Below are 23,757 nucleotides of genomic sequence, written 5' to 3'. Positions count from 1 at the left end.
GTTCAGGGGGAGGCCGGTGGATACAGCGACCGCGGCAGCTGTGAAGCCGCCGCCGCGTCCAGCAGCCACAGGGTGCGGGCGCGGCCGTACGCGCCCGCCGCCGGGGCCTGGATCTCGCCCGCGCCCGACAGGGCGATCGCCGCGGCCCGGGCCTTGTCCTCGCCGGCGGCCAGCAGCCACACCTCACGGGCCGCGCGGATCGCGGGGAGCGTGAGGGTGATCCGGGTCGGCGGGGGCTTGGGCGCGCCGTGCACGCCGACCACCGTGCGCTCCGTCTCCCGGACGGCCGGCAGCTCGGGGAACAGCGACGCCACATGCGTGTCCGGGCCGACGCCCAGCATCAGGACGTCGAAGGTGGGGACGGGCCCGTGGTTCTCCGGGTGCGCCGCCCGGGCCAGCTCCTCCGCGTACGCGGCCGCCGCCGCCTCCACGTCCTCGCCGTACGGGCCGTCCGACGCGGGCATGGCGTGCACCCGCTTCGGGTCCAGCGGCACCGCGTCCAGCAGCGCCTCACGGGCCTGCGTGACGTTGCGCTCCGGATCGCCCTCCGGCAGGAAGCGTTCGTCGCCCCACCACAGGTCCAGGCGGCCCCAGTCCACGGCGTCCCGGGCCGGCGCCGCGGCCAGGGCGGCCAGCAGGCCGTTGCCGTTGCGGCCGCCCGTCAGGACGACCGACGCCGCACCCCGGGACGTCTGCGCGTCCACGATCTTCGTGATCAGCCGGGCCGCCGCGGCCTGCGCCATCAGCTCCTTGTCCCGGTGGACGACCAGCTGCGGTGCCGTGCTCACTTCGCCGCCGCCTTCCGCACCGGCTCCGGCGTGGGAGGTTCCTGCTTCACCGGTGCCTGCGCCGTCGCTTCCTCAGCGGGTGCTTTCGCAGCCGCCTCGACGGGAGCGGGGACGGCGGCCGGCTCGCCCCGGTCACTTTTGGGCCCTCCATCGGCCACCGGCTCCTGCGCCTGAGCCGGCACCGTCCGGGCCGGAGCCGCACCGGCCGCCGCGGCCGACGACGACCTCAGCCGCTCCACCCCGTACCGCAGCGCCGACGCGTACGTGTCGTCCGGGTCGAGCCGCCGCAGCTCCTCCGCGATCAGCTCGGCCGTCTCCCGCCGCTTGAGCGCCACCGCGCGGTCCGGCTGCCCCTTGATGGAGAGGGTCGCCAGGGAGCCGTCGGCACGGTCCAGCACGATCGGGCCGCAGGTGGTGTCCATGCGGACCGCCGTGAGGCCCGGGCCGCCGGACAGCGAGCGCCTGACGGGCACGTCCAGCCGGTCCGCGAGCCACATCGCCAGCAGCTCGCAGCTCGGATTGAACTCCTCGCCCTCCACCTCGACCGCCCGCACCTCGCAGGTGACCTGGTCAAGGGCCGCGGCCAGCATCGAACGCCAGGGCGTGATGCGGGTCCAGGACAGGTCCGTGTCGCCGGGCGTGTACGCCCTGGCCCGGGCCGCCAGCTCGCGGACCGGCTCCTCCGAGGCGTAGGTGTCGGTGACGCGGCGCTGGGCTAGAGCGCCCAGCGGATCGCTGGCCGGGTCGAGCGGCGCGTTCACCGGCCACCACACCACCACCGGCGCGTCCGGCAGCAGCAGCGGCAGGACCACCGACTGGGCCTGGTCGACCACCTCGCCGTACAACCGCAGCACCACCGTCTCGCCGGTGCCCGCGTCCGCGCCCAGCCGGACCTCCGCGTCCAGGCGGGACTGCGTGCGGTCGCGCGGCGAGCGCGAGACACGCTTGATGACCACGAGCGTGCGCGAGGGATGCTCGTGCGCGGCGTCGTTCGCGGCCTTCAGCGCGTCGTACGCGTTCTCCTCGTCGGTCACGATGACCAGCGTGAGCACCATGCCGACGGCCGGAGTGCCGATCGCCCGGCGGCCCTGCACCAGTGCCTTGTTGATCTTGCTGGCAGTGGTGTCGGTCAGGTCTGTCTTCATGGCCGGCGCCAGCTCCGTCCGTCTCGCTCGAGCATGTGGTCCGCCTCGACGGGCCCCCAGGTACCGGCCGGGTACTGGGCGGGCTTGCCGTTGCTGTCCCAGTACTCCTCGATCGGGTCGAGGATCTTCCAGGACAGCTCGACCTCCTCGGTGCGCGGGAAGAGGTTCGAGTCGCCGAGAAGCACGTCCAGGATCAGCCGCTCGTACGCCTCCGGGCTGGACTCCGTGAACGACTCGCCGTAGGCGAAGTCCATCGACACGTCCCGGATCTCCATCGAGGTGCCGGGGACCTTGGACCCGAAGCGGACCGTGACGCCCTCGTCGGGCTGGACGCGGATCACGATCGCGTTGGAGCCCAGTTCCTCGGTGGCCGTCGTGTCGAAGGGGGAGTGCGGGGCCCGCTGGAAGACGACCGCGATCTCCGTGACACGGCGGCCCAGCCGCTTGCCGGTGCGCAGATAGAAGGGGACGCCCGCCCAGCGGCGGTTGTCGATGCCCAGCTTGATCGCGGCGTAGGTGTCGGTCTTGGAGTCCGGGTCGATGCCCTCCTCCTCCAGATAACCGACCGCCTTCGCACCGCCCTGCCAGCCCGCCGTGTACTGGGCGCGCACGGTGTCCCGGCCCAGGTCCTTCGGCAGCCGTACGGCTCCGAGCACCTTGGTCTTCTCCGCGGCCAGCGCGTCCGCGTCGAACGAGGCGGGCTCCTCCATGGCCGTCAGCGCCATCAGCTGGAGCAGGTGGTTCTGGATGACGTCACGCGCGGCGCCGATGCCGTCGTAGTAGCCCGCCCGGCCGCCGATGCCGATGTCCTCGGCCATGGTGATCTGCACATGGTCCACGAAGGACCGGTTCCAGATCGGCTCGAACATCGTGTTGGCGAAGCGCAGCGCCAGGATGTTCTGGACGGTCTCCTTGCCCAGGTAGTGGTCGATGCGGAAGACCTGGTCCGGGGCGAAGACCTCGTGGACGATCGCGTTGAGCTCCTCGGCCGACTTCAGGTCGTGGCCGAACGGCTTCTCGATCACCGCGCGCCGCCAGGAGCCGCCGGTCTGGTCGGCCAGCCCGTGCTTCTTCAGCTGCTGGATGACCACCGGGAACGCCGAGGGCGGCACCGAGAGGTAGAAGGCGAAGTTGCCGCCCGTGCCCTGCGCCTTGTCCAGCTCCTCGATCGTCGAACGCAGCCGCTCGAACGCGTCGTCGTCGTCGAAGGTGCCCTGCACGAAGCGCATGCCCTGGATGAGCTGCTGCCAGACCTCCTCGCGGAAGGGCGTGCGGGCGTGCTCCTTGACGGCGTCGTGGACCTCCTGCGCGAAGTCCTCGTTGGCCCACTCGCGCCGCGCGAAGCCGACGAGCGAGAAGCCCGGCGGCAGCAGACCCCGGTTGGCGAGGTCGTACACGGCGGGCATGAGCTTCTTCCGCGACAAGTCGCCCGTGACGCCGAAGATGACCAGGCCCGACGGCCCCGCGATCCGCGGGAGCCGTCGGTCGGCGGGGTCACGAAGCGGGTTCGCTCCGGGACCGGAAAGGGGGGCCACCTGTTCAGTCCTCCGCGGGGGCGAGGCGCTTGAGCTCGGCCTCGGTCGACTTCAGCAGGTCGTTCCAGGACGCCTCGAACTTCTCGACGCCCTCGTCCTCCAGCAGCTGGACCACGTCGTCGTACTTGATGCCGAGCTTCTCGACGGCGTCGAGGTCGGCGCGCGCCTGCTCGTAGGTGCCGGCGACGGTGTTGCCGGTGATCTCGCCGTGCTCCTCGGTGGCCAGCAGCGTGGCCTCCGGCATGGTGTTGACCGTGTTCGGCGCGACCAGCTCGTCGACGTACATGGTGTCCTTGTACGCCTTGTCCTTCACACCGGTGGAGGCCCACAGCGGACGCTGCTTGTTGGCGCCCTCGCGCTCCAGCGCGTTCCAGCGGTCCGAGGAGAAGACCTCCTCGTACGCCTGGTAGGCCAGGCGCGCGTTGGCGATCGCGGACCTGCCGCGCAGCGCCTTGGCCTCGTCGGTGCCCAGCGCGTCGATCCGCTTGTCGATCTCGGTGTCGACGCGGGAGACGAAGAAGGACGCCACGGAGTGGATCCCGGACAGGTCCAGGCCCCTCTCCTTGGCCTTCTCCAGGCCGGAGAGGTAGGCGTCCATCACCTTGCGGTAGCGCTCCAGCGAGAAGATCAGCGTGACGTTGACGCTGATGCCGGCGGCGATCGTCTCGGTGATGGCCGGCAGACCCGCCTCGGTGGCCGGGATCTTGATGAGGGTGTTCGGCCGGTCCACCAGCCAGGCCAGCTGCTTGGCCTCGGCGACCGTGGCCCGGGTGTTGTGCGCCAGACGCGGGTCGACCTCGATCGACACGCGGCCGTCCTGGCCGCCGGTGGCGTCGTAGACCGGGCGCAGGATGTCGGCGGCGTCGCGGACGTCCGCCGTGGTGATCATGCGGACGGCCTCTTCGACCGTGACCTTGCGGGCGGCGAGGTCGGCGAGCTGCTGGTCGTAACCGTCGCCCTCGGAGATCGCCTTCTGGAAGATCGTCGGGTTGGTGGTGACGCCCACGACGTGCTGCTGGTCGATCAGCTCGGCGAGGTTGCCGGACGTGATCCGCTTGCGCGACAGGTCGTCCAGCCAGATCGCGACGCCTTCCTCGGAGAGGCGCTTGAGTGCGTCTGTCATGGAAATTCCATCTCCTACGTGTCGTATATGAGCGTCAGCGCTGGGCTGCGGCGATCGATTCCCGGGCGACGGCGGCCACGTTCTCCGCGGTGAAGCCGTACTCGCGGAAGAGCACCTTGCCGTCGGCGGACGCACCGAAGTGCTCCAGGGAAACGATGCGGCCGGCGTCTCCCACGTACTTGTGCCAGGTCAGGCCCACCCCGGCCTCGACCGCGACGCGTGCCTTGACGGACGGCGGCAGGACGCTGTCCCGGTACCCCTGGTCCTGCTCTTCGAACCACTCCACGGACGGCATGGACACCACGCGCGTGGGCACGCCGGCGCTCTGCAGCTGCTCGCGCGCCTCCACGGCGACGTGCACCTCGGAGCCGGTCGCGATGAGGATCACCTGCGGCTCACCGCCGTCGGCCTCGAACAGGACGTAACCGCCCTTGGCCGCCTCCTCGTTGGGCTCGTAGGTCGGCACGCCCTGGCGGGTGAGGGCCAGGCCGTGCGGCTGCCCCTTGCCGAACTCCTTCGTCCACCGCCGCAGGATCTCGCGCCAGGCGACCGCGGTCTCGTTGGCGTCGGCCGGGCGCACGATGTTCAGGCCCGGGATGGCGCGCAGCGAGGCCAGGTGCTCGACCGGCTGGTGGGTCGGGCCGTCCTCGCCCAGGCCGATGGAGTCGTGCGTCCACACGTACGTCACCGGCAGGTGCATCAGCGCCGACAGCCGCACCGCGTTGCGCATGTAGTCGGAGAAGACCAGGAACGTACCGCCGTAGACGCGCGTGTTGCCGTGCAGCGCGATGCCGTTCATCTCCGCGGCCATGGAGTGCTCACGGATACCGAAGTGGATCGTGCGGCCGTACGGGTTCGCCTCGGGCAGCGGGTTGTCCGCCGGGAGGAACGACGACGTCTTGTCGATCGTCGTGTTGTTCGAGCCGGCCAGGTCGGCCGAACCGCCCCACAGCTCCGGGATCACCGCGCCGAGCGCCTGGAGCACCTTGCCGGACGCGGCACGCGTGGCGACCGCCTTGCCGGGCTCGAAGACCGGGACCTTCTCCTCCCAGCCCTTGGGCAGCTCACCGGCGGCGACGCGGTCGTACTCGGCGGCGCGCTCCGGGTTGTTGTCCCGCCACTGCTGGAAGGCCTTGTCCCACACGGCCCGGGCCGCCTGGCCCCGCTCCACCGCCTTGCGGGTGTGGGTGATGACCTCCTCGGACACCTCGAAGGTCTGCTCCGGGTCGAAGCCGAGAACGCGCTTGGTGGCCGCGACCTCCTCGTCGCCCAGCGCCGAGCCGTGCGCGGCCTCGGTGTTCTGCGCGTTCGGGGCGGGCCAGGCGATGATCGAGCGCATCGCGATGAAGGACGGCTTGTCCGTGACGGCCTTGGCCTTCTGGACGGCGTCGTAGATCGCCGCCGGGTCGAGGTCGCCGTTCGCCTGTGGCTCCACGCGCTGCACGTGCCAGCCGTAGGCCTCGTACCGCTTGACGGTGTCCTCCGAGACGGCCGTCTCGGTGTCGCCCTCGATCGAGATGTGGTTGTCGTCCCACAGCAGGATCAGGTTGCCGAGCTTCTGGTGACCGGCCAGCGAGGACGCCTCGGCGGAGATGCCCTCCTGGAGGCAGCCGTCACCCGCGATGCAGTAGATGAAGTGGTCGAACGGGGACTCGCCGGGGGCGGCCTCCGGGTCGAACAGGCCGCGCTCGTAGCGGGCGGCCATCGCCATGCCGACGGCGTTGGCGACACCCTGGCCCAGCGGGCCGGTCGTCGTCTCCACCCCCACGGTGTGGCCGTACTCGGGGTGACCGGGGGTCTTCGACCCCCATGTCCTGAAGGCCTTCAGATCGTCCAGCTCCAGGCCGAAACCGGCCAGGTACAGCTGGGTGTAGAGGGTCAGGGACGAGTGTCCGGCGGACAGCACGAAGCGGTCACGCCCGACCCAGTCGGCGTCCGACGGGTCGTGCCGCATCACCTTCTGGAAGAGGGTGTAGGCGGCAGGCGCCAGGCTCATCGCCGTACCCGGATGGCCGTTGCCGACCTTCTGTACGGCGTCGGCGGCCAGGACGCGTGCGGTGTCGACGGCCCGCTGGTCCAGCTCTGTCCACTCGAGGTCTGTGGTGGTCGGCTTGATGCTCACCCTGGGTCAGGGCTCCTCTCCACATGTCGGATGCCGGCGACTGCCCACCGGCGGGGTCGAGCCTACCCCCGTAGGACGTGCCGTTTTCCGGGTCGTTCCAGAGTGCGGGCACTCCCGTGGATCCGCTTCCTGACGGGGGCGTATCCCCGTTCGGCAGATGAATACGGAGCCGCTCATCCGGGTGCTCAATCGAGCTTGCACGCGCGCCTCGGGCGGTGCCCGTCAACACGACCCCACCCCCGCGAATGGCGGGGTATGGGCAACGTCTACAGTGGCGTGGTACGCGCGAGCCTTTACCGGCACTTCACACGGGGAGGCTCGCTGGGATGTCTCTGTAGGGGTGTGCGTGACGGCCGTTGAATCCCGTCCAGCGGGGATGATCGGGACGAGCCAGAGCCCGGCCCACCGGCCGTTCGGGGCCCGTGTCAAGGGGTTCGTGGCTCTCACCAAGCCGCGGATCATCGAGCTGCTGCTGATCACCACCGTACCGGTGATGTTCCTCGCCGAGCAGGGCGTGCCCGACCTGACGCTGGTGCTGCTGACCTGCGTCGGCGGCTACCTGTCCGCCGGCGGCGCCAACGCGCTGAACATGTACATCGACCGCGACATCGACGCGCTGATGGACCGCACCTCGCAGCGCCCCCTGGTCACCGGCATGGTCAGCCCGCGCGAGTGCCTGGCCTTCGGGATCACGCTGGCCGTCGTCTCGACGCTGCTGTTCGGGCTCGCCGTCAACTGGCTGTCGGCCTGGCTGTCGCTCGGAGCGCTCCTCTTCTACGTCGTCGTCTACACGATGATCCTCAAGCGCCGTACGTCGCAGAACATCGTCTGGGGCGGCATCGCCGGCTGTATGCCGGTGCTGATCGGCTGGTCGGCCGTGACGAACTCGCTGTCGTGGGCCCCGGTCGTCCTCTTCATGGTCATCTTCTTCTGGACGCCGCCGCACTACTGGCCGCTGTCCATGAAGGTGAAGGACGACTACGCGCGCGTGGGCGTGCCGATGCTGCCCGTCATCGCCTCCAACAAGGTCGTCGCCAAGCAGATCGTGCTCTACAGCTGGGTGATGGTGGCGGTCTCGCTGCTGCTGACGCTGCTCGGCTACACCGGCTGGTTCTACACCGCGGTCGCGCTGGGCGCGGGCGGCTGGTGGCTGTGGGAGGCGCACGCCCTGCAGAACCGGGCGAAGGCCGAGGTCACGGGCGGGAAGCTCAAGGAGATGCGCCTGTTCCACTGGTCCATCACCTATGTGTCGCTGCTGTTCGTGGCGGTGGCGGTGGACCCCTTCCTCCGCTAGCCGAGTCTTTTGGTCCTGCGCGACGGGCGGGGTGCGTGGTCAAGGCCACGCACCCCGCCCGTCGCCGTTTGATCTACCCGTCGGTAGCATCCTGACCATGGCAGACACGCAGCAGGTGGACGCGAAGGCCGAGCGCAAGGTGACCCGGCTCGCCCAGCAGATCAGCTCCTTCTCCAGGGCGCACGGCGGGGCCGAGGGCCAGGTCGCGTACCTCGGTGAGCGCGGTGCCCGGATCGTCCTGGTGGGCGAGGACGGCGGCTGGGGCGACCTGGTGGCCCCGAGCTACGAGATCGCCGAGAAGGCGGTGGAGAAGGCCGGGATCACCCGCCACGAGGCCTTCGACGGCGAGTTCGCGGCGAAGGTGAAGACGGGGTCGTACGAGTGGAAGAGGATGGCCGGCATCCAGATCGGCGGCGGAACGACCCGCTGAGGGGCCGGGCCGTTCCTGAGGGGCCGGGCCGTTCCTGAGGGAGCCGGGCCGCATTCGGCTTGCGGCTGCGTCGCACGCGCGGGAGCGGCCCCGGACGGCCCGCAGCCGCCGCACCACGGCCACTTCCCCGCACGACCGAGTGAACGCGCCCGCCCGGGCAGCAACACCTGAACGCCGGTTCACCCGTTAGGCCGGGCAAGCCAGCGCACGCGGGGAGCCCGGATGATCGAGACGCCGTCCCTCGTGGACCAGTACTGCCACGGGGTGCTCCGCACCGAGCTGGGCCTGGGCACCTTCGAGGCCCAGCTGGCCCGGACCGAGGGCCCGCCCGCGCCGGGCACCACGCTCTTCGACACCCAGACCGGTTTCGCCGTACGCCGCTGGTGCCCGCCCCTGCTCGGCCTGGAACCGCACTGCACACCCGCCCACTACCTGGCCCGGCGCCGGGAACTCGGCGCCGTGGAGGCGGGCCGCCGGCTGCTGCGCGGCAGCGGCATCACCACCTACCTGGTGGACACCGGCCTGCCCGGCGACCTCACCGGCCCCGCCGAGCTGGCCACCGCGGGGGCCGCCGAGGCCCATGAGATCGTGCGCCTGGAGCTGCTGGCGGAGCAGGTCGCCGACACCTCCGGCACGGTCGAGTCGTTCCTCGCCAACCTCGCCGAGTCGGTGCACGGCGCCGCCGCGAACGCGGTGGCCTTCACCTCCGTGGCGGGCGTCCGGCACGGTCTGGCGCTGGCGCCGGAGCCTCCGGGGCCGGGGGAGGTGCGGGGCGCAGCCGGCCGGTGGCTGGCCGGACGCCGGGTCGGCGGCGAGCTGAGCGACCCGGTCCTGCTGCGGCATCTGCTGTGGATCGCCGTCGCGTCCGGTCTCCCGCTCCAGCTGCACGCCGGGCTCGGCGCTCCTGGCCTGCGCATCGACCGTACGGACCCGGTCCTGCTGACGGACTTCGTCCGGGCGACGGCCGGCCTCGGCACCGACCTGGTCCTGTTGCACGGGTATCCGTACCACCGCCAGGCCGCCCACCTCGCCGGCGTCTTCCCGCACGTCTACGTCGACTCCGGCGCCGCGCTGGTCCGCACCGGTGCCCGGGCCGCGACCGTCCTCGCGGAGATCCTGGAACTGGCCCCCTTCGGCAAGATCCTCTTCTCCAGCGGCGCGCAGGGCCTGCCGGAGCTGCACGTGGTGGGAGCGCGCCTGTTCCGCGAGGCCCTCGGCCGGGTGCTGGGCACCTGGGTCGCCGAGGGCGCGTGGTCACTGGCGGACGCGCAGCGCGTCGCGGGGATGCTGGCGTCGGGGAACGCCGGGCGGGTGTACGGGCTGGAGTGAGGCGAAGACGCGGTGGTCACCACTTCGCCGGTGCCTGAGCCCCGGGCGAGGCGGCGGCCTGGCTCAGGTCGCCGCCGCCGGCGGCCCGGCCGTCGTGCCGGGCCGGCCGCCGCCCGGCCCGCCCAGGCGGGGGCTGGACCCGAAGTGGACGGGCTGCACCGGGCCGGGACGGCGAGGCGGCCCCGGCTCAGGCCTTCGTCAAGGTGGCCTCGGCCGCCTGGCCGGGCACGTCGGCCACCCCCTGCGGCCGTTCGCGCAGCGACAGCACCACCCGCAGCACCCAGATCCACATCACCGCCGAGCCGAACATGTGCAGGCCGACCAGGACCTCGGGCAGGTCCGTGAAGTACTGGACGTACCCGAGGACACCCTGGGCGAGCAGGATCAGGAACAGCTCACGGGTCCGGCTCAGCGGCCCCTTCGGCGCGTCCACCGCCTTCAGCACGAACCACAGCGCGAACGTGAGCGTCACCACGATCCACGCCAGCACGGCGTGCAGCTTGGCCACGGTCTCCCAGTCGACCGGCATCCGCTCGACCTCGCTGGAGTCGCCCGCGTGCGGGCCCGCACCGGTGACGACCGTGCCCACCAGGATCAGCAGCACGGCCGCCGCGACCAGGAACCACACCAGCTGCCGCACCGCCTGGCCGACCAGCGGACGCGGCTCCGCGTCGCCCTCGCGGGTGCGCTGCCACATCACCGCGGCGACCGCGATGAGCGCCGACGTCGCCACGAAGTGGGCCGCGACCGTGTACGGGTTGAGGCCGACCAGCACCACGATGCCGCCGAGCACCGCGTTGCTCATCACGATCCAGAACTGCGCCCAGCCCAGCCGGGTCAGGCTCCGCCGGTACGGCTTCTCGGAGCGCGCGGCGATGATCGCCCAGCCGACGGCGGCGCACAGCACGTACGTCAGCATGCGGTTGCCGAACTCGATCGCTCCGTGGACGCCCATCTCACTGGTCGCGGTGAGGGAGTCGTCGGTGCACTTGGGCCAGGTCGGGCAGCCCAGGCCCGAACCGGTCAGGCGCACGGCACCGCCGGTGACGACGATGACCACCGACATCACGAGCGCGCAGAGGGCCGCCCGCTGGACCGTCCGCGGGGTCGGGGTCCAGCGTGCGGCGATGAAGGCGAGCGGGTTGCGCAGGGCCGCCACGGTGTCGGCACGGGTCACGTTTGGCACGCGCTCCATGGTAGGCCGCCGCTTGTGCACGCTTTCACGAGGGTCCCTCACCGGGCTCCCGCCTCAGCTTCCCTGCCCCTCCCCTGTGCCCTTGAGCTCGCGCGTGGCTGGGATTCGCTACTCCCAGCGGAAGAGCTTCCCGGCCGCAGCCAGCCCCACGACCGACCAGACGGCCAGGACGCCGAGGTCGCCCCAGGGCATGCCGGCGCCGTGCTGGAGCACGTCCCGCAGCCCGTCGGACAGCGCCGAGATGGGCAGGAGGCTCAGCACGTCCTGCGCCCCGCTCGGGAACTTGTCCAGCGGGACGACGACCCCGCCGCCGACGAGCAGCAGCAGGAAGACCAGGTTGGCGGCGGCCAGCGTCGCCTCCGCCTTCAGCGTGCCCGCCATCAGCAGGCCGAGGCCGGAGAAGGCGGCCGTGCCCAGGACCAGCAGCAGCAGCACGGCGAACGGGTTGCCCCGCGGCGACCAGCCCAGCGCGAAGGCGATCACCGTCAGGAGAACGATCTGAAGGACCTCCGTGACCAGCACGGACGCCGTCTTCGCGGTCATCAGACCCCAGCGCGGAAGTGGGGAGGAGGCCAGCCGCTTCAGCACCCCGTACCGGCGCTCGAACCCCGTCGCGATGGCCTGCCCGGTGAACGCCGTCGACATCACCGCGAGCGCCAGGACGCCGGGCGCGAGGAAGTCCACCGCCTCACCCGCACCCGTGTCGACGATGTCGACGGTGCTGAAGAGGACCAGCAGCAGCGTGGGGATCACGACGGTCAGCAGCAGCTGCTCGCCGTTGCGCAGCAGCATCTTCGTCTCCAGCGCGGCCTGGGCGGCGATCATGCGGGGGAGAGGCGCCGCGCCGGGCCTCGGGGTGTACATACCGGTGGCGGTCACGAGCGCAGCTCCTTGCCGGTGAGCTCCAGGAAAACGTCTTCGAGGGTGTGCCGCTCCACCGAGATCTTCTCCGGCATCACCCCGTGCTGGGCGCACCAGGACGTGACCGTGGCCAGCAGCTGGGGGTTCACCTTGCCGACGACCCGGTAGGCGCCGGGTGTCAGCTCGGCGGCCGAGCAGTCGGCGGGCAGGGCCTTGAGCAGGGAGCCGACGTCCAGTCCGGGGCGGCCGGTGAAGCGGAGCGTGTTCTCGGCTCCGCCGCGGCACAGCTCCTCCGGGGAGCCCTGGGCGATGACCCGGCCGGCGTCGATGATCGCCACGTCGTCGGCGAGCTGCTCGGCCTCGTCCATGTAGTGGGTGGTCAGGATCACGGAGACGCCGTCGGCGCGCAGGTCCCGTACGAGGTCCCAGGTGGCGCGGCGGGCCTGCGGGTCGAGGCCGGCGGTCGGCTCGTCCAGGAAGACCAGTTCCGGGCGTCCGACCACGGCCATCGCCAGGGCGAGCCGCTGCTGCTGTCCGCCGGACAGGCGGCGGTAGGCCGTACGGCCGCAGGAGCCGAGCCCGAGGCGTTCGACGAGGGCGTCCACGTCCAGGGGATGCGCGTGCAGCTTCGCGACGTGGCGGAGCATCTCGTCCGCCCGCGCGCCCGAGTAGACCCCGCCGGACTGGAGCATCACGCCGATGCGGGGGCGCAGCAGTGCCGACTGTCTCACCGGGTCGAGGCCCAGGACGCGCACCGTGCCGGAGTCCGGCCTGCGGTACCCCTCGCAGGTCTCGACCGTGGTGGTCTTGCCCGCCCCGTTGGGGCCGAGCACGGCGGTCACGCCCTGCCGGGCCACCAGGTCGAGGCCGTCCACTGCGGTCTTCGTGCCGTACCGCTTCACCAGGGCCTGGACCTGGACCACGGGCTCACTTCGCATGAGTCCAGAGTCTAGGTACGCCGGCGAGGCCTCAGACCGGCGGGTTCAGGAACTCCTCCGCGCGGGGCCGGTGCAGCGGAAGCCACCGCTCGGCGTAGGCCACCGCGTCCGCCACGGGGAACAGCCGTACGTCGGCCGCCCCGGCCTTCCCGCGGATGACCGGGCGGTCCCGTTCGAAGTCGTGCCCCAGCTCGTCGAACCGGTCGGAGGTGATGGACACCTCGGTCACCACCTCCCAGCCCGCCGGTCCGGGCCGCCCCACCTCGACGAGCGGGGACGGTGTCCGGTACTCGGCCAGGTGGAAGCTCGTGCACGCGTCGTAGCCGGCGCCGAGCAGCAGCACCCGGGCGCCCATCGCCTCCAGCTTCGCCAGCGGGCTGCGCTCGCCGAGCCGGCAGTCGGGGGCGTGGCCCTCGATCACCTCCGCGGCGCGCGGGCCGACCGCCGCGAACGACGTCTGCGGATGCGCGCTGCGCAGGGCGCCCGGCCAGGTCCTCACGGTCTCCGGGATCACCCCGACCCCGCGCGTGGGCGTGGTCGCCGGGTCGTACGGGGGCATCGTGGCGCGGATGGTCCGCCACCACTCCTCGGGGACGGGGGGCTCACGCCACAGGGCCGGATCGGAGAGGTCGCCGGTCTGGGTGGGGACCACGAGGGTGCCGTCCGGGCCGAGTGCGTCGAGCAGGCCCTGGACGACGGCCACGGCGCCTCCGTTGACCCAGCCGAGGGAGCGGAGCGAGGAGTGCGCGAGAAGGGTCTCGCCGGGGCGGACGCCGAGCCCGCGCAGCTCGGTGGCGAGGGAGTCGCGCGTGACGAGTGGGCCGGTGGGAGGGGGTGTGGGCATGGTTGGGGAGTGTCCCGTAAGCACTCCGGCCATGCCACCGGTTTGATCGATCAAAGATCGTTTCCGCAGGTCAGATTAGGTATGCCTAAGTGACGTAGGGCACCGTCGGGCGGCCCGGACGCGGCTTGCCCGGCTCCGAGGAATTACGCAACAATGGCGTTGTGAAAAACGGCGCAGCCTCCACGGAGCCTCACCACGAGGAGCTCGCGACCGGTGAGCGGTCCACCCGCAACCGGGTCGCGCGGTCCATCCTGGACCACGGCCCGTCGACCGTCGCCGAACTCGCCGAGCGGCTGGGCCTGACCCAGGCGGCCGTGCGCCGCCACCTCGACGCCCTGGCGGGCGACGGTGTCGTCGAAGCACGGGAGCGCCGGGTCTACGGCGCCCGGACACGCGGTCGGCCGGCCAAGGTCTTCGCGCTGACGGACTGCGGACGGGACGCCTTCGACCAGTCCTACGACAAGCTCGCGACGGACGCGCTGCGCTGGATCGCCCAGCAGGAGGGCGGGGAGCAGGCGGTCGCCGCCTTCGCTCGCGCCCGCATCCGCGCCCAGGCGGGCGCGTACCGCAAGGCGGTCGACGCGGCCACGCCGGAGACGCGGACCGAAGCCCTGGCCAAGGCCCTCAGCGCGGACGGGTACGCTGCTACCGCGCGCAGCGCGCCCCACCCGCAGAGGGGCGAACAGCTCTGCCAGCACCACTGCCCGGTCGCCCACGTCGCCGAACAGTTCCCGCAGCTGTGCGAGGCCGAGACGGAATTTTTCGCCGAGCTGCTCGGTACGCATGTGCAGCGGCTGGCGACCATCGCGCACGGCGACGGCGTCTGCACGACGTTCATCCCCAAGATTTCCCACAACGCATCTGCAAGCACGGCCGGGAGGAACCCCGCATGACTCTCCCCACGGAGACTGCCCACCCTGAGCTCGAGGGCCTGGGCAAGTACGAATACGGCTGGGCCGACCGGGACGAGGCCGGTGCGTCGGCGCGTCGCGGCCTGGACGAGAACGTCGTCCGGGACATCTCCGGGAAGAAGGACGAGCCGGAGTGGATGACCAAACTCCGCCTCAAGGGACTGCGCCTGTTCGAGAAGAAGCCCATGCCGAACTGGGGCTCGGACCTGTCCGGCATCGACTTCGACAACATCAAGTACTTCGTACGCTCCACGGAGAAGCAGGCGGAGTCCTGGGAGGACCTGCCCGAGGACATCAAGAACACGTACGACAAGCTGGGCATCCCCGAGGCCGAGAAGAAGCGCCTCGTGGCCGGTGTCGCGGCCCAGTACGAGTCCGAGGTGGTCTACCACCAGATCCGCGAGGACCTGGAGGAGCAGGGCGTCATCTTCCTGGACACCGACACGGCACTGAAGGAGCACCCGGAGCTCTTCAAGGAGTACTTCGGCACCGTCATCCCGGCCGGTGACAACAAGTTCGCCGCGCTGAACACGGCCGTGTGGTCCGGCGGTTCGTTCATCTACGTGCCGAAGGGCGTGCACGTGGAGATCCCGCTCCAGGCCTACTTCCGCATCAACACGGAGAACATGGGCCAGTTCGAGCGGACCCTGATCATCGTCGACGAGGGTGCCTACGTGCACTACGTCGAGGGCTGCACCGCCCCGATCTACAAGTCGGACTCGCTGCACTCCGCGGTCGTCGAGATCATCGTCAAGAAGAACGCCCGCTGCCGCTACACCACCATCCAGAACTGGTCGAACAACGTCTACAACCTGGTCACCAAGCGCGCCGTGGCCTACGAGGGCGCGACCATGGAGTGGGTCGACGGCAACATCGGCTCCAAGGTGACGATGAAGTACCCGGCCGTCTACCTGATGGGCGAGCACGCCAAGGGCGAGACCCTGTCCATCGCCTTCGCCGGCGAGGGCCAGCACCAGGACGCCGGCGCCAAGATGGTCCACATGGCCCCCAACACGTCCTCGAACATCGTCTCCAAGTCGGTGGCGCGCGGCGGTGGCCGCACCTCCTACCGCGGTCTGATCGAGATCGGCGAGGGCGCCCCGGGCTCTAAGTCGAACGTGCTGTGCGACGCGCTGCTCGTCGACACCATCTCCCGCTCGGACACCTACCCCTACGTGGACGTCCGCGAGGACGACGTGTCCATGGGCCACGAGGCGACCGTCTCCAAGGTCTCCGAGGACCAGCTCTTCTACCTGATGAGCCGCGGACTGTCGGAGGACGAGGCCATGGCGATGATCGTGCGCGGCTTCGTCGAGCCGATCGCCAAGGAACTGCCGATGGAGTACGCGCTGGAGCTCAACCGGCTGATCGAGCTGCAGATGGAGGGCGCGGTCGGCTAACCACCGGCCAGGGGCGGCCCCGGTGCCGCCCCGCCGTCCCCGTCAAGCCCCTTACGTAACGGAAAGCGAGCACTACGACAGCCATGGCTGAGGCTCAGAACATCCCGGTCGGGTCCACGACCGCCGGTGCCATCGCGGTCGCCGCCGAGGCGGACTCGACCGTCGCCACGCGCATGAGCGCGCCTCCCTCCTTCGACGTGACGGACTTCCCGGTCCCGCACGGCCGCGAGGAGGAGTGGCGGTTCACCCCGCTGGAGCGGCTGCGCGGCCTGCACGACGGCACCGCGGTCGCCACCGGCGACGGCGTGAAGGTCGACGTCCAGGCCCCCGAGGGCGTCGTCGTCGAGACCGTCGGCCGCGACGACGCGCGGCTCGGCAGGGCGGGCACCCCGGTGGACCGCGTCGCCGCCCAGGCCTACTCGGCCTTCGAGAAGGCCTCGGTCGTGACCGTCCCGAAGGAGACCGTCCTCACCGAGCCGGTCCGCATCGCGGTGCACGGCGAGGGCGGCACCGCCTTCGGCCACCAGGTGATCGAGCTGGGCGCCTTCGCCGAGGCCGTCGTGGTCATCGACCACACCGGTGACGCCGTGCTCGCCGCCAACGTCGACTACGTCCTGGGCGACGGCGCCAAGCTGACCGTCGTCTCCGTCCAGGACTGGGACGACAAGGCCGTGCACGTCGCCCAGCAGAACGCCCTCGTGGGGCGCGACGCCTCCTTCAAGTCGGTCGTCGTGACCTTCGGCGGCGACCTGGTCCGGCTGCACCCGCGCGTCACGTACGCCGGTCCCGGCGGCGAGGCCGAGCTGTTCGGCCTGTACTTCACCGACCAGGGCCAGCACCAGGAGCACCGCCTCCTCGTCGACCACAACGTCCCGCACTGCAAGTCCAACGTCGTCTACAAGGGCGCCCTCCAGGGCGACCAGGCGCACGCGGTGTGGATCGGCGACGTGCTCATCGAGGCCAAGGCCGAGGGCACCGACACCTACGAGATGAACCGCAACCTGGTGCTGACCGACGGCGCCCGCGTCGACTCGGTCCCCAACCTGGAGATCGAGACCGGCGAGATCGTCGGCGCCGGCCACGCCTCCGCCACCGGCCGCTTCGACGACGAGCAGCTCTTCTACCTGATGGCCCGCGGCATCCCGGAGCACGAGGCGCGCCGCCTGGTGGTCCGCGGCTTCTTCGCCGAACTGGTCCAGCAGATCGGCCTCCCGGACATCGAGGAGCGCCTGATCGCCAAGATCGAGGAGGAGCTGGAGGCGTCGGTCGCATGACCTTCGTACGCGCCTGTGGGCTGAGCGAGCTAGAGGAGGACACCCCGAAGCGGGTGGAACTCGACGGCACGCCCGTGTCCATCGTGCAGACCGAGGGCGAGGTGTTCGCGATCCACGACATCTGCTCGCACGCGAACGTCTCCCTGTCGGAGGGCGAGGTAGACGACTGCCACATCGAGTGCTGGCTGCACGGCTCGCGCTTCGACCTCCGCTCCGGCAAGCCCGACGCCCTTCCGGCGACGCGCCCCGTCCCCGTATACCCCGTAAAGATCGAAGGGGACGACGTGCTCGTCTCCCTCACCCAGGAGTCCTGAGGCACCCATGGCAACGCTTGAAATCCGAGACCTGCACGTCACCGTCGAGGTCGAGAACGGCACGAAGGAAATCCTCAAGGGTGTCGACCTCACCGTGAAGCAGGGCGAGACGCACGCCATCATGGGCCCCAACGGCTCGGGCAAGTCGACCCTCGCCTACTCGCTCGCGGGGCACCCGAAGTACACGATCACCGGCGGCACCGTCACCCTCGACGGCGAGGACGTCCTGGAGATGTCCGTCGACGAGCGCGCCCGCGCCGGCCTGTTCCTCGCGATGCAGTACCCGGTCGAGGTCCCCGGCGTCTCGGTCTCCAACTTCCTGCGCACCTCCGCCACCGCCATCCGCGGCGAGGCCCCCAAGCTGCGCACCTGGGTGAAGGAGGTCAAGGAGGCCATGGAGCGCCTCAACATGGACCCCGCCTTCGCCGAGCGCAACGTCAACGAGGGCTTCTCCGGCGGTGAGAAGAAGCGCCACGAGATCCTCCAGCTGGAGCTGCTCAAGCCGAAGATCGCGATCCTCGACGAGACCGACTCCGGCCTGGACGTCGACGCCCTGCGCGTCGTCTCCGAAGGCGTCAACCGCGTCCGCGAGACCGGCGAGGTCGGCACCCTGCTGATCACGCACTACACGCGCATCCTGCGCTACATCAAGCCGGACCACGTCCACGTGTTCGCGGCCGGCAGGATCGTCGAGTCCGGCGGCCCCGAGCTGGCGGACAAGCTGGAGGCCGAGGGCTACGAGGCATACACGAAGGGTGGCGTATCCGCGTGACACAGCTGCCGGGCCTCCTCGACGCCGAGGCCCTCCGCAAGGACTTCCCCATCCTGGACCGGCAGGTCCACGACGGGAAGAAGCTCGTGTACCTGGACAACGCGGCGACGTCCCAGACGCCGCGCCAGGTTCTCGACGTACTCGCCGAGTACTACGAGCAGCACAACGCCAACGTCCACCGCGGTGTGCACGTCCTCGCCGAGGAGGCCACGGCGCTGTACGAGGGCGCGCGCGACAAGGTCGCCGCGTTCATCAACGCGCCGAGCCGTGACGAGGTGATCTTCACCAAGAACGCCTCCGAGTCGCTCAACCTCGTGGCCAACATGCTGGGCTGGGCCGACGAGCCCTACCGCGTGGACTCCGAGACCGAGATCGTCATCACGGAGATGGAGCACCACTCCAACATCGTCCCGTGGCAGCTGCTCGCGCAGCGCACGGGCGCGAAGCTGAAGTGGTTCGGCCTCACCGACGACGGCCGTCTGGACCTGTCCAACATCGACGAGGTCATCACGGAGAAGACGAAGATTGTCTCCTTCGTGCTGGTGTCCAACATCCTGGGCACGCTCAACCCGGTCGAGGCGATCGTGCGCCGCGCCCAGGAGGTCGGCGCCCTGGTCTGCGTCGACGCCTCCCAGGCGGCGCCCCACATGCCACTGGACGTGCAGGCCCTGCAGGCCGACTTCGTGGCCTTCACCGGCCACAAGATGTGCGGCCCGACCGGCATCGGTGTGCTCTGGGGCCGCCAGGAGCTGCTGGAGGACCTGCCTCCGTTCCTCGGCGGCGGCGAGATGATCGAGACCGTGTCGATGCACTCGTCGACGTACGCGCCGGCCCCGCACAAGTTCGAGGCGGGCACCCCGCCGATCGCGCAGGCGGTCGGCCTCGGCGCGGCGATCGACTATCTGCAGTCGATCGGCATGGACAAGATCCTCGCCCATGAGCACGCGCTCACGGAGTACGCGGTGAAGCGCCTGGCGGAGGTCCCCGACCTGCGCATCATCGGCCCGACCACGGCCGAGGACCGGGGCGCGGCGATCTCCTTCACGCTCGGTGACATCCACCCGCACGACGTGGGTCAGGTCCTCGACGAGCAGGGCATCGCGGTCCGGGTCGGCCACCACTGCGCGCGGCCGGTCTGCCTGAGGTACGGAATTCCTGCGACCACGCGAGCGTCGTTCTATCTGTACTCCACGCCTGCCGAGATCGACGCGCTGGTCGAAGGGCTGGAGCACGTACGGAACTTCTTCGGCTGAAGGGCGTGCTGAAACCGTGAAGCTGGACTCGATGTACCAGGACGTCATCCTGGACCACTACAAGAACCCGCACGGGCGTGGTCTGCGGGACGGCGACGCCGAGGTGCACCATGTGAACCCGACGTGCGGGGACGAGATCACGCTGCGCGTGAAGTACGACGGCACGACCATCGCCGACGTCTCGTACGAGGGCCAGGGCTGCTCCATCAGCCAGGCGAGCGCGTCCGTACTGAACGAGCTGCTGGTCGGCAAGGACCTGTCCGAGGCGCAGAAGATCCAGGAGACCTTCCTGGAGCTGATGCAGTCCAAGGGCCGGATCGAACCCGACGACGCGATGGAGGAGGTCCTGGAGGACGCGATCGCGTTCGCCGGTGTCTCGAAGTACCCGGCACGGGTGAAGTGCGCCCTGCTGAGCTGGATGGCGTGGAAGGACGCGACGGCCCAGGCCCTGGACGGAGCCGACGCCGAAAGGAAGACGGCATGACCGACACCGCTGAGATGAAGCCGGTCTCCGAGGAGGAGCTCCGCGAGGCCCTGATGGACGTCGTCGACCCCGAGCTGGGCATCGATGTCGTCAACCTCGGCCTGATCTACGGCATCCACATCGACGACTCCAATGTGGCGACCGTCGACATGACCCTGACGTCGGCGGCCTGCCCGCTGACGGACGTCATCGAGGACCAGGCCAAGTCCGCCACGGACGGCCTCGTCAGCGAGCTGCGCATCAACTGGGTCTGGATGCCGCCCTGGGGCCCCGACAAGATCACGGACGACGGGCGCGAGCAGCTCCGGGCGCTCGGCTTCAACGTCTGACACCGTCCGTACGGTGCTGCGGTGGCCCTCGGCGACAAGCCGGGGGCCACTGTCGTGCCCGGATCAGCCCAGGCCGGGCACCATCCGGAACGCCGAGTCGGCCTGGTACAGGGCCGTGTTCTGGTACGGGTCCAGACGGAGCTGGAAGTTCTGGTGGCGCAGGAAGCGGCCCCGGTAGTTCACCGACTCCAGCATCACCGCGCCCGAGTGGAAGGGTGACGGCCGGGGGCAGAAGGTGGCGTCCTGGCGGAACAGGGGCGAGCCGTCGTCGCTGTCCCTGAGCAGGACGAAGTTGCGGTGGCGGAGGTACCTGCCGTCCGCGGTGACGAAGGAGTAGCAGGAGGAGTCGGCGAGACCCCGGACCCGATGGAAGGTGGCGTCCTCGCGCTGCTCGGTTCCGGAGCCGATCCGGTCCAGGCGCACATAACCGTCGCGCAGGTGCCAGTAGCGGTCGGGGTAGTTGACCGAGCGCAGGGACGTCCCGGTCGTCGAAGGCAGCTGCGGCGATGCCGAACCCCGCTCCCCGGCAGGGGACGTGGTCGGCGCGGTGGACGGTTTCGCAGACGTCTCGCGAGCGCTGGGCTCGCTCGTGGTGGGACTCGGGGACGGGCGGTCCTTCGTCCCGCCGGGCTTCGGCGTGCCCGCCTTGGAGGGGCTCGCGAAGGAGATCAGGCCCGGCACCGTCGTGTGGACGGCGGTGGGCACGGCCGACGGCGGCGCCCCCTGTTCGGAACGGCTGTCCAGCACGGCTATGGAGGTCGCGCAGGCGGCGATCGTGGCCACGGCGAGGGCGCCCGCAAGCCAGAGCCGTCGGGTACCCGGTGCACGGGTGGTGTCCGGGGCCCAGCCGCTCTCCCACGGTCTGTCCTGAGGGGGCCGGGACTTGTTCTCTGGCATGGGCTGTTCCTCCGGCGGGGCAGCCGTGACGGCGTCGTCGCGGTCGCGGGGCCCGGGTGTGATGATCGGTGACACCGTAGTGGACCCGGTGGCTTCCGGTCAGGCGTTCGCTGAAAGCGGTTTCAGCGAGGTGCGGCGCGTCCGGTACGTACGCCCTCGCTTACGCCGGCACGTATGGCGGTGCACGCCGACAGGTATGGCTGTGTACGCCTGTACATATGGTTGTGTACGCTCGTCCACATGGGATATCTCCTGCTGGCCGTGGCCATCGCAGCGGAGGTGGCCGGGACGACCGCCATGAAGTACAGCGACGGTTTCAGCAGGCTGTGGCCGTCGCTGTTGACCCTCCTCGGCTACCTGGTCTCCTTCGCGCTGCTGGCGCAGACGCTGAAGACCCTCTCCGTCGGCACGGCCTACGCGATCTGGTCGGGCGTCGGCACGGCGGCCATCGCCACCATCGGCATGCTGTTCCTGGGTGAGGGGATGACCGCCACCAAGGCGGCCGGCATCGCCCTGATCATCGTCGGTGTGGTGGTGCTGAACCTGGGAGGTGCGCACTGATGGCCCGGCGGTACGACCCCGAGCGGCGTCAGCGGATCATCGACGCCGCGATCCGGGTGGTGGGCGCCCAGGGCATCGCCGGGCTGAGCCACCGCTCCGTGGCCGCCGAGGCCGACGTACCGCTCGGCTCGACGACGTACCACTTCAGGACGCTGGACGAGCTGATGGTCGCCGCCCTGCGACAGGCCACCGACAGCTTCGCCAAGGGGGCCGCCGCGCGTGGCGCCCTGCAGGACCCCCACACCGACCTCGCGGCCGAACTCGCCGGCTGGATGGGCGAGTGGCTCACGGACGACCGCACCGCTTTGGAGCTGGAGTACGAGCTGTACCTGGCCGCCCTGCGCCGACCCGCCCTGCGCCCGGTGGCCGCCGAGTGGGCCGACAGCCTCGCCGAGCTGCTGTCCCGCCGTACGGATCCGGTGACGGCACGGGCGCTGGTGGCGCTGATGGACGGCATCTGCCTGCAGGTGCTGCTCACGGGGGCGCGGTATGACGAGGAGTACGCGCGGGAGGTGTTGGGTCGGGTGATGGGGGTGGGGGAGGCCGGTTGATCAGGGCGCGGTGCGGCGGTGTCGCTGGGGGAGGGCGGCTGATCGGGGCGGCGCGGTGCGGGGGTGCCGGGGAGTCGGCGAGCGGCTGCCGGAGAGCCGGGCCAGCGGCTGCCGGGGAGCTGTGCGAGAGCGGCTGCCGGGGAGCCGGGCAAGCCCGGGCCGGGCAGGCACCGGGGTTGCCGGTGAAACCTCGGTGCCATGTCCACCCATGTCCACCGCCCGCCTGCCCCCGTCCACCGCCCGTCACGTGAGACGCTTTCCGCCCGGTTCGCCCCTGCGGGCGGGGTCACGTTAGGTTGCCCTCATGACCGACACGACTGCTCCTCGCACCACCGGCGCCGTGGCCGCCGGCCTCGCCACGATCGCCGCTGACGGCACCGTTCTCGACACCTGGTTCCCCTCACCCGAACTCGTCGCCGAGCCCGGCCCCTCCGGCACCGAGCGGCTGTCCGCCGAGCAGGCGGCGGAGCTGCTCGGCGGAGGCGCGACCGCGGCGGTCGGACCGGACGCCCGCCGGGGCGTCGAGGTGGTCGCGGTCCGTACGGTCATCGCCTCGCTCGACGAGAAGCCGATCGACGCGCACGACGTCTACCTCCGCCTGCACCTGCTCTCGCACCGCTTGGTCAAGCCGCACGGCCAGAGCCTGGACGGCATGTTCGGCTTTCTCGCCAACGTGGCCTGGACCTCGCTCGGCCCGGTCGCCGTCGACGACATCGAGAAGGTCCGCCTCAACGCCCGCGCCGAGGGCCTGCACCTCCAGGTGACCTCGATCGACAAGTTCCCGCGCATGACGGACTACGTCGTCCCCAAGGGCGTCCGCATCGCCGACGCCGACCGGGTCCGCCTCGGCGCACACCTCGCCGAGGGCACCACCGTCATGCACGAGGGCTTCGTCAACTTCAACGCGGGCACGCTCGGCACGTCGATGGTCGAGGGCCGGATCTCCGCGGGTGTCGTGGTCGGCGACGGCTCGGACATCGGCGGCGGCGCGTCGACGATGGGCACGCTCTCCGGCGGCGGCAACGTGATCATCTCCATCGGTGAGCGCTGCCTGATCGGTGCCGAGGCAGGCGTGGGCATCGCGCTCGGCGACGAGTGCGTCGTCGAGGCCGGCCTGTACGTCACCGCCGGCACGCGCGTGACCATGCCCGACGGCCAGATCGTCAAGGCCCGCGAACTGTCCGGCGCCTCCAACATCCTCTTCCGCCGCAACTCGGTCACCGGCGCGGTGGAGGCCCGCCCGAACAACGCCGTGTGGGGCGGACTGAACGAGATCCTGCACAGCCACAACTGATCAGCGGCGGCCAACGTACTGACCTGCTCGTCGACTGTCGGCAGCTCTCGGCGTCGGTGACCACTGAGCGCCCTTCCACGGCCCGAGGACGGCCTGGGAGGGCGCTCGTGCAT

General features: G+C 70.7%; 24 protein-coding genes. 14 read left to right on the top strand and 10 right to left on the bottom strand.

Annotation, left to right across the window (positions count from 1 at the left end; genetic code table 11):
* Positions 1–2 precede the first annotated feature (2 nt).
* Genes pgl through tkt form a run of 5 tightly spaced genes read right to left on the bottom strand, consistent with a single transcriptional unit; the run spans position 3 to position 6,713 of the window.
* On the bottom strand, positions 3–788 hold the full coding sequence (gene pgl / locus ACFPZJ_RS23690) for a 6-phosphogluconolactonase (RefSeq protein ID WP_381025085.1): 786 nt from the start codon (positions 786–788) through the stop codon (positions 3–5).
* Positions 785–1,933 (bottom strand): glucose-6-phosphate dehydrogenase assembly protein OpcA, encoded by a 1,149-nt coding sequence (opcA, locus tag ACFPZJ_RS23685; RefSeq protein ID WP_381025082.1) that lies wholly within the window; start codon positions 1,931–1,933, stop codon positions 785–787. Before opcA ends, pgl begins: the two co-directional genes overlap by 4 nt.
* Complete coding sequence (zwf, locus tag ACFPZJ_RS23680) at positions 1,930–3,468, bottom strand: glucose-6-phosphate dehydrogenase (RefSeq protein ID WP_381025079.1); 1,539 nt, start codon at positions 3,466–3,468, stop codon at positions 1,930–1,932. Before zwf ends, opcA begins: the two co-directional genes overlap by 4 nt.
* 4 nt (positions 3,469–3,472) lie before the next feature.
* Positions 3,473–4,591, bottom strand: a complete 1,119-nt coding sequence (gene tal / locus ACFPZJ_RS23675; RefSeq protein ID WP_381025078.1) for a transaldolase — start codon at positions 4,589–4,591, stop codon at positions 3,473–3,475.
* Between the two features lie 34 nt (positions 4,592–4,625).
* Positions 4,626–6,713, bottom strand: a complete 2,088-nt coding sequence (gene tkt / locus ACFPZJ_RS23670; protein WP_381025075.1) for a transketolase — start codon at positions 6,711–6,713, stop codon at positions 4,626–4,628.
* A gap of 376 nt (positions 6,714–7,089) precedes the next feature.
* Between tkt and ACFPZJ_RS23665 the strand changes: the two genes are divergently transcribed.
* From ACFPZJ_RS23665 to ACFPZJ_RS23655, 3 genes are all read left to right on the top strand, one after another.
* Entirely contained in the window at positions 7,090–8,007 is a 918-nt protein-coding gene (locus tag ACFPZJ_RS23665) for a heme o synthase (protein ID WP_381025073.1), read from the top strand.
* A gap of 97 nt (positions 8,008–8,104) precedes the next feature.
* Entirely contained in the window at positions 8,105–8,437 is a 333-nt protein-coding gene (locus ACFPZJ_RS23660) for a hypothetical protein (protein WP_381025070.1), read from the top strand.
* A 222-nt stretch (positions 8,438–8,659) separates the two neighbouring features.
* Positions 8,660–9,766 (top strand): amidohydrolase family protein, encoded by a 1,107-nt coding sequence (locus ACFPZJ_RS23655; RefSeq protein ID WP_381025067.1) that lies wholly within the window; start codon positions 8,660–8,662, stop codon positions 9,764–9,766.
* 187 nt (positions 9,767–9,953) lie between these two features.
* On the opposite strand, the gene ACFPZJ_RS23650 is transcribed toward ACFPZJ_RS23655, so the two are convergent.
* The 4 genes from ACFPZJ_RS23650 to ACFPZJ_RS23635 form a co-directional block, all read right to left on the bottom strand.
* Complete coding sequence (locus tag ACFPZJ_RS23650; protein WP_381025064.1) at positions 9,954–10,961, bottom strand: COX15/CtaA family protein; 1,008 nt, start codon at positions 10,959–10,961, stop codon at positions 9,954–9,956.
* 108 nt (positions 10,962–11,069) lie between these two features.
* Positions 11,070–11,840: an ABC transporter permease gene (locus ACFPZJ_RS23645; protein WP_381025061.1), complete on the bottom strand. Its 771-nt coding sequence runs from the start codon at positions 11,838–11,840 to the stop codon at positions 11,070–11,072.
* Positions 11,837–12,760, bottom strand: coding sequence for an ABC transporter ATP-binding protein (locus ACFPZJ_RS23640; RefSeq protein WP_381025059.1), 924 nt, complete (start codon positions 12,758–12,760; stop codon positions 11,837–11,839). The genes ACFPZJ_RS23645 and ACFPZJ_RS23640 overlap by 4 nt, the downstream gene beginning before the upstream one ends.
* Positions 12,761–12,791: 31 nt before the next feature.
* Entirely contained in the window at positions 12,792–13,604 is an 813-nt protein-coding gene (locus ACFPZJ_RS23635; protein WP_381025056.1) for an AAC(3) family N-acetyltransferase, read from the bottom strand.
* 161 nt (positions 13,605–13,765) lie between these two features.
* On the opposite strand from ACFPZJ_RS23635, the gene ACFPZJ_RS23630 reads away from it, so the two are divergent.
* The 8 genes from ACFPZJ_RS23630 to ACFPZJ_RS23595 all read left to right on the top strand — a co-directional run bounded on the left by ACFPZJ_RS23630 (position 13,766) and on the right by ACFPZJ_RS23595 (position 20,341).
* Positions 13,766–14,497 carry a helix-turn-helix transcriptional regulator gene (locus tag ACFPZJ_RS23630; RefSeq protein ID WP_381025052.1) on the top strand — a complete coding sequence of 244 codons (732 nt, stop codon included), beginning with the start codon at positions 13,766–13,768 and terminating at the stop codon, positions 14,495–14,497.
* Positions 14,494–15,915 (top strand): Fe-S cluster assembly protein SufB, encoded by a 1,422-nt coding sequence (gene sufB, locus ACFPZJ_RS23625; protein ID WP_381025049.1) that lies wholly within the window; start codon positions 14,494–14,496, stop codon positions 15,913–15,915. Before ACFPZJ_RS23630 ends, sufB begins: the two co-directional genes overlap by 4 nt.
* Positions 15,916–15,998: 83 nt before the next feature.
* Entirely contained in the window at positions 15,999–17,189 is a 1,191-nt protein-coding gene (gene sufD, locus ACFPZJ_RS23620; protein WP_381025046.1) for a Fe-S cluster assembly protein SufD, read from the top strand.
* Entirely contained in the window at positions 17,186–17,503 is a 318-nt protein-coding gene (locus ACFPZJ_RS23615) for a non-heme iron oxygenase ferredoxin subunit (protein WP_381025043.1), read from the top strand. The genes sufD and ACFPZJ_RS23615 overlap by 4 nt, the downstream gene beginning before the upstream one ends.
* A gap of 7 nt (positions 17,504–17,510) precedes the next feature.
* Positions 17,511–18,275 (top strand): Fe-S cluster assembly ATPase SufC, encoded by a 765-nt coding sequence (sufC, locus tag ACFPZJ_RS23610; RefSeq protein ID WP_381025040.1) that lies wholly within the window; start codon positions 17,511–17,513, stop codon positions 18,273–18,275.
* Positions 18,272–19,528 carry a cysteine desulfurase gene (locus tag ACFPZJ_RS23605; protein ID WP_381025037.1) on the top strand — a complete coding sequence of 419 codons (1,257 nt, stop codon included), beginning with the start codon at positions 18,272–18,274 and terminating at the stop codon, positions 19,526–19,528. The genes sufC and ACFPZJ_RS23605 overlap by 4 nt, the downstream gene beginning before the upstream one ends.
* A gap of 16 nt (positions 19,529–19,544) precedes the next feature.
* Positions 19,545–20,012 (top strand): Fe-S cluster assembly sulfur transfer protein SufU, encoded by a 468-nt coding sequence (gene sufU / locus ACFPZJ_RS23600; RefSeq protein ID WP_381025034.1) that lies wholly within the window; start codon positions 19,545–19,547, stop codon positions 20,010–20,012.
* Positions 20,009–20,341 (top strand): metal-sulfur cluster assembly factor, encoded by a 333-nt coding sequence (locus ACFPZJ_RS23595; RefSeq protein WP_381025031.1) that lies wholly within the window; start codon positions 20,009–20,011, stop codon positions 20,339–20,341. Before sufU ends, ACFPZJ_RS23595 begins: the two co-directional genes overlap by 4 nt.
* A gap of 63 nt (positions 20,342–20,404) precedes the next feature.
* Here the strand turns inward: ACFPZJ_RS23595 and ACFPZJ_RS23590 are convergent, their stop codons facing one another.
* Positions 20,405–21,238, bottom strand: a complete 834-nt coding sequence (locus ACFPZJ_RS23590) for an AbfB domain-containing protein (RefSeq protein WP_381025029.1) — start codon at positions 21,236–21,238, stop codon at positions 20,405–20,407.
* Between the two features lie 240 nt (positions 21,239–21,478).
* On the opposite strand from ACFPZJ_RS23590, the gene ACFPZJ_RS23585 reads away from it, so the two are divergent.
* The 3 genes from ACFPZJ_RS23585 (at position 21,479) to dapD (ending at position 23,644) form a co-directional block, all read left to right on the top strand.
* Complete coding sequence (locus tag ACFPZJ_RS23585; RefSeq protein ID WP_381025026.1) at positions 21,479–21,799, top strand: DMT family transporter; 321 nt, start codon at positions 21,479–21,481, stop codon at positions 21,797–21,799.
* Positions 21,799–22,350 carry a TetR/AcrR family transcriptional regulator gene (locus ACFPZJ_RS23580; protein ID WP_381025024.1) on the top strand — a complete coding sequence of 184 codons (552 nt, stop codon included), beginning with the start codon at positions 21,799–21,801 and terminating at the stop codon, positions 22,348–22,350. The genes ACFPZJ_RS23585 and ACFPZJ_RS23580 overlap by 1 nt, the downstream gene beginning before the upstream one ends.
* Before the next feature lie 304 nt (positions 22,351–22,654).
* Positions 22,655–23,644 (top strand): 2,3,4,5-tetrahydropyridine-2,6-dicarboxylate N-succinyltransferase, encoded by a 990-nt coding sequence (gene dapD, locus ACFPZJ_RS23575; protein ID WP_381025021.1) that lies wholly within the window; start codon positions 22,655–22,657, stop codon positions 23,642–23,644.
* The last annotated feature ends 113 nt before the right edge of the window (positions 23,645–23,757 follow it).

Origin of the sequence: Streptomyces bullii, from assembly GCF_042657145.1 — a bacterium.
Taxonomy (GTDB): domain Bacteria; phylum Actinomycetota; class Actinomycetes; order Streptomycetales; family Streptomycetaceae; genus Streptomyces; species Streptomyces bullii.
The sequence above is the reverse complement of the archived record's forward strand: the minus strand, read 5'-3'. Positions and strand labels throughout refer to the sequence as shown.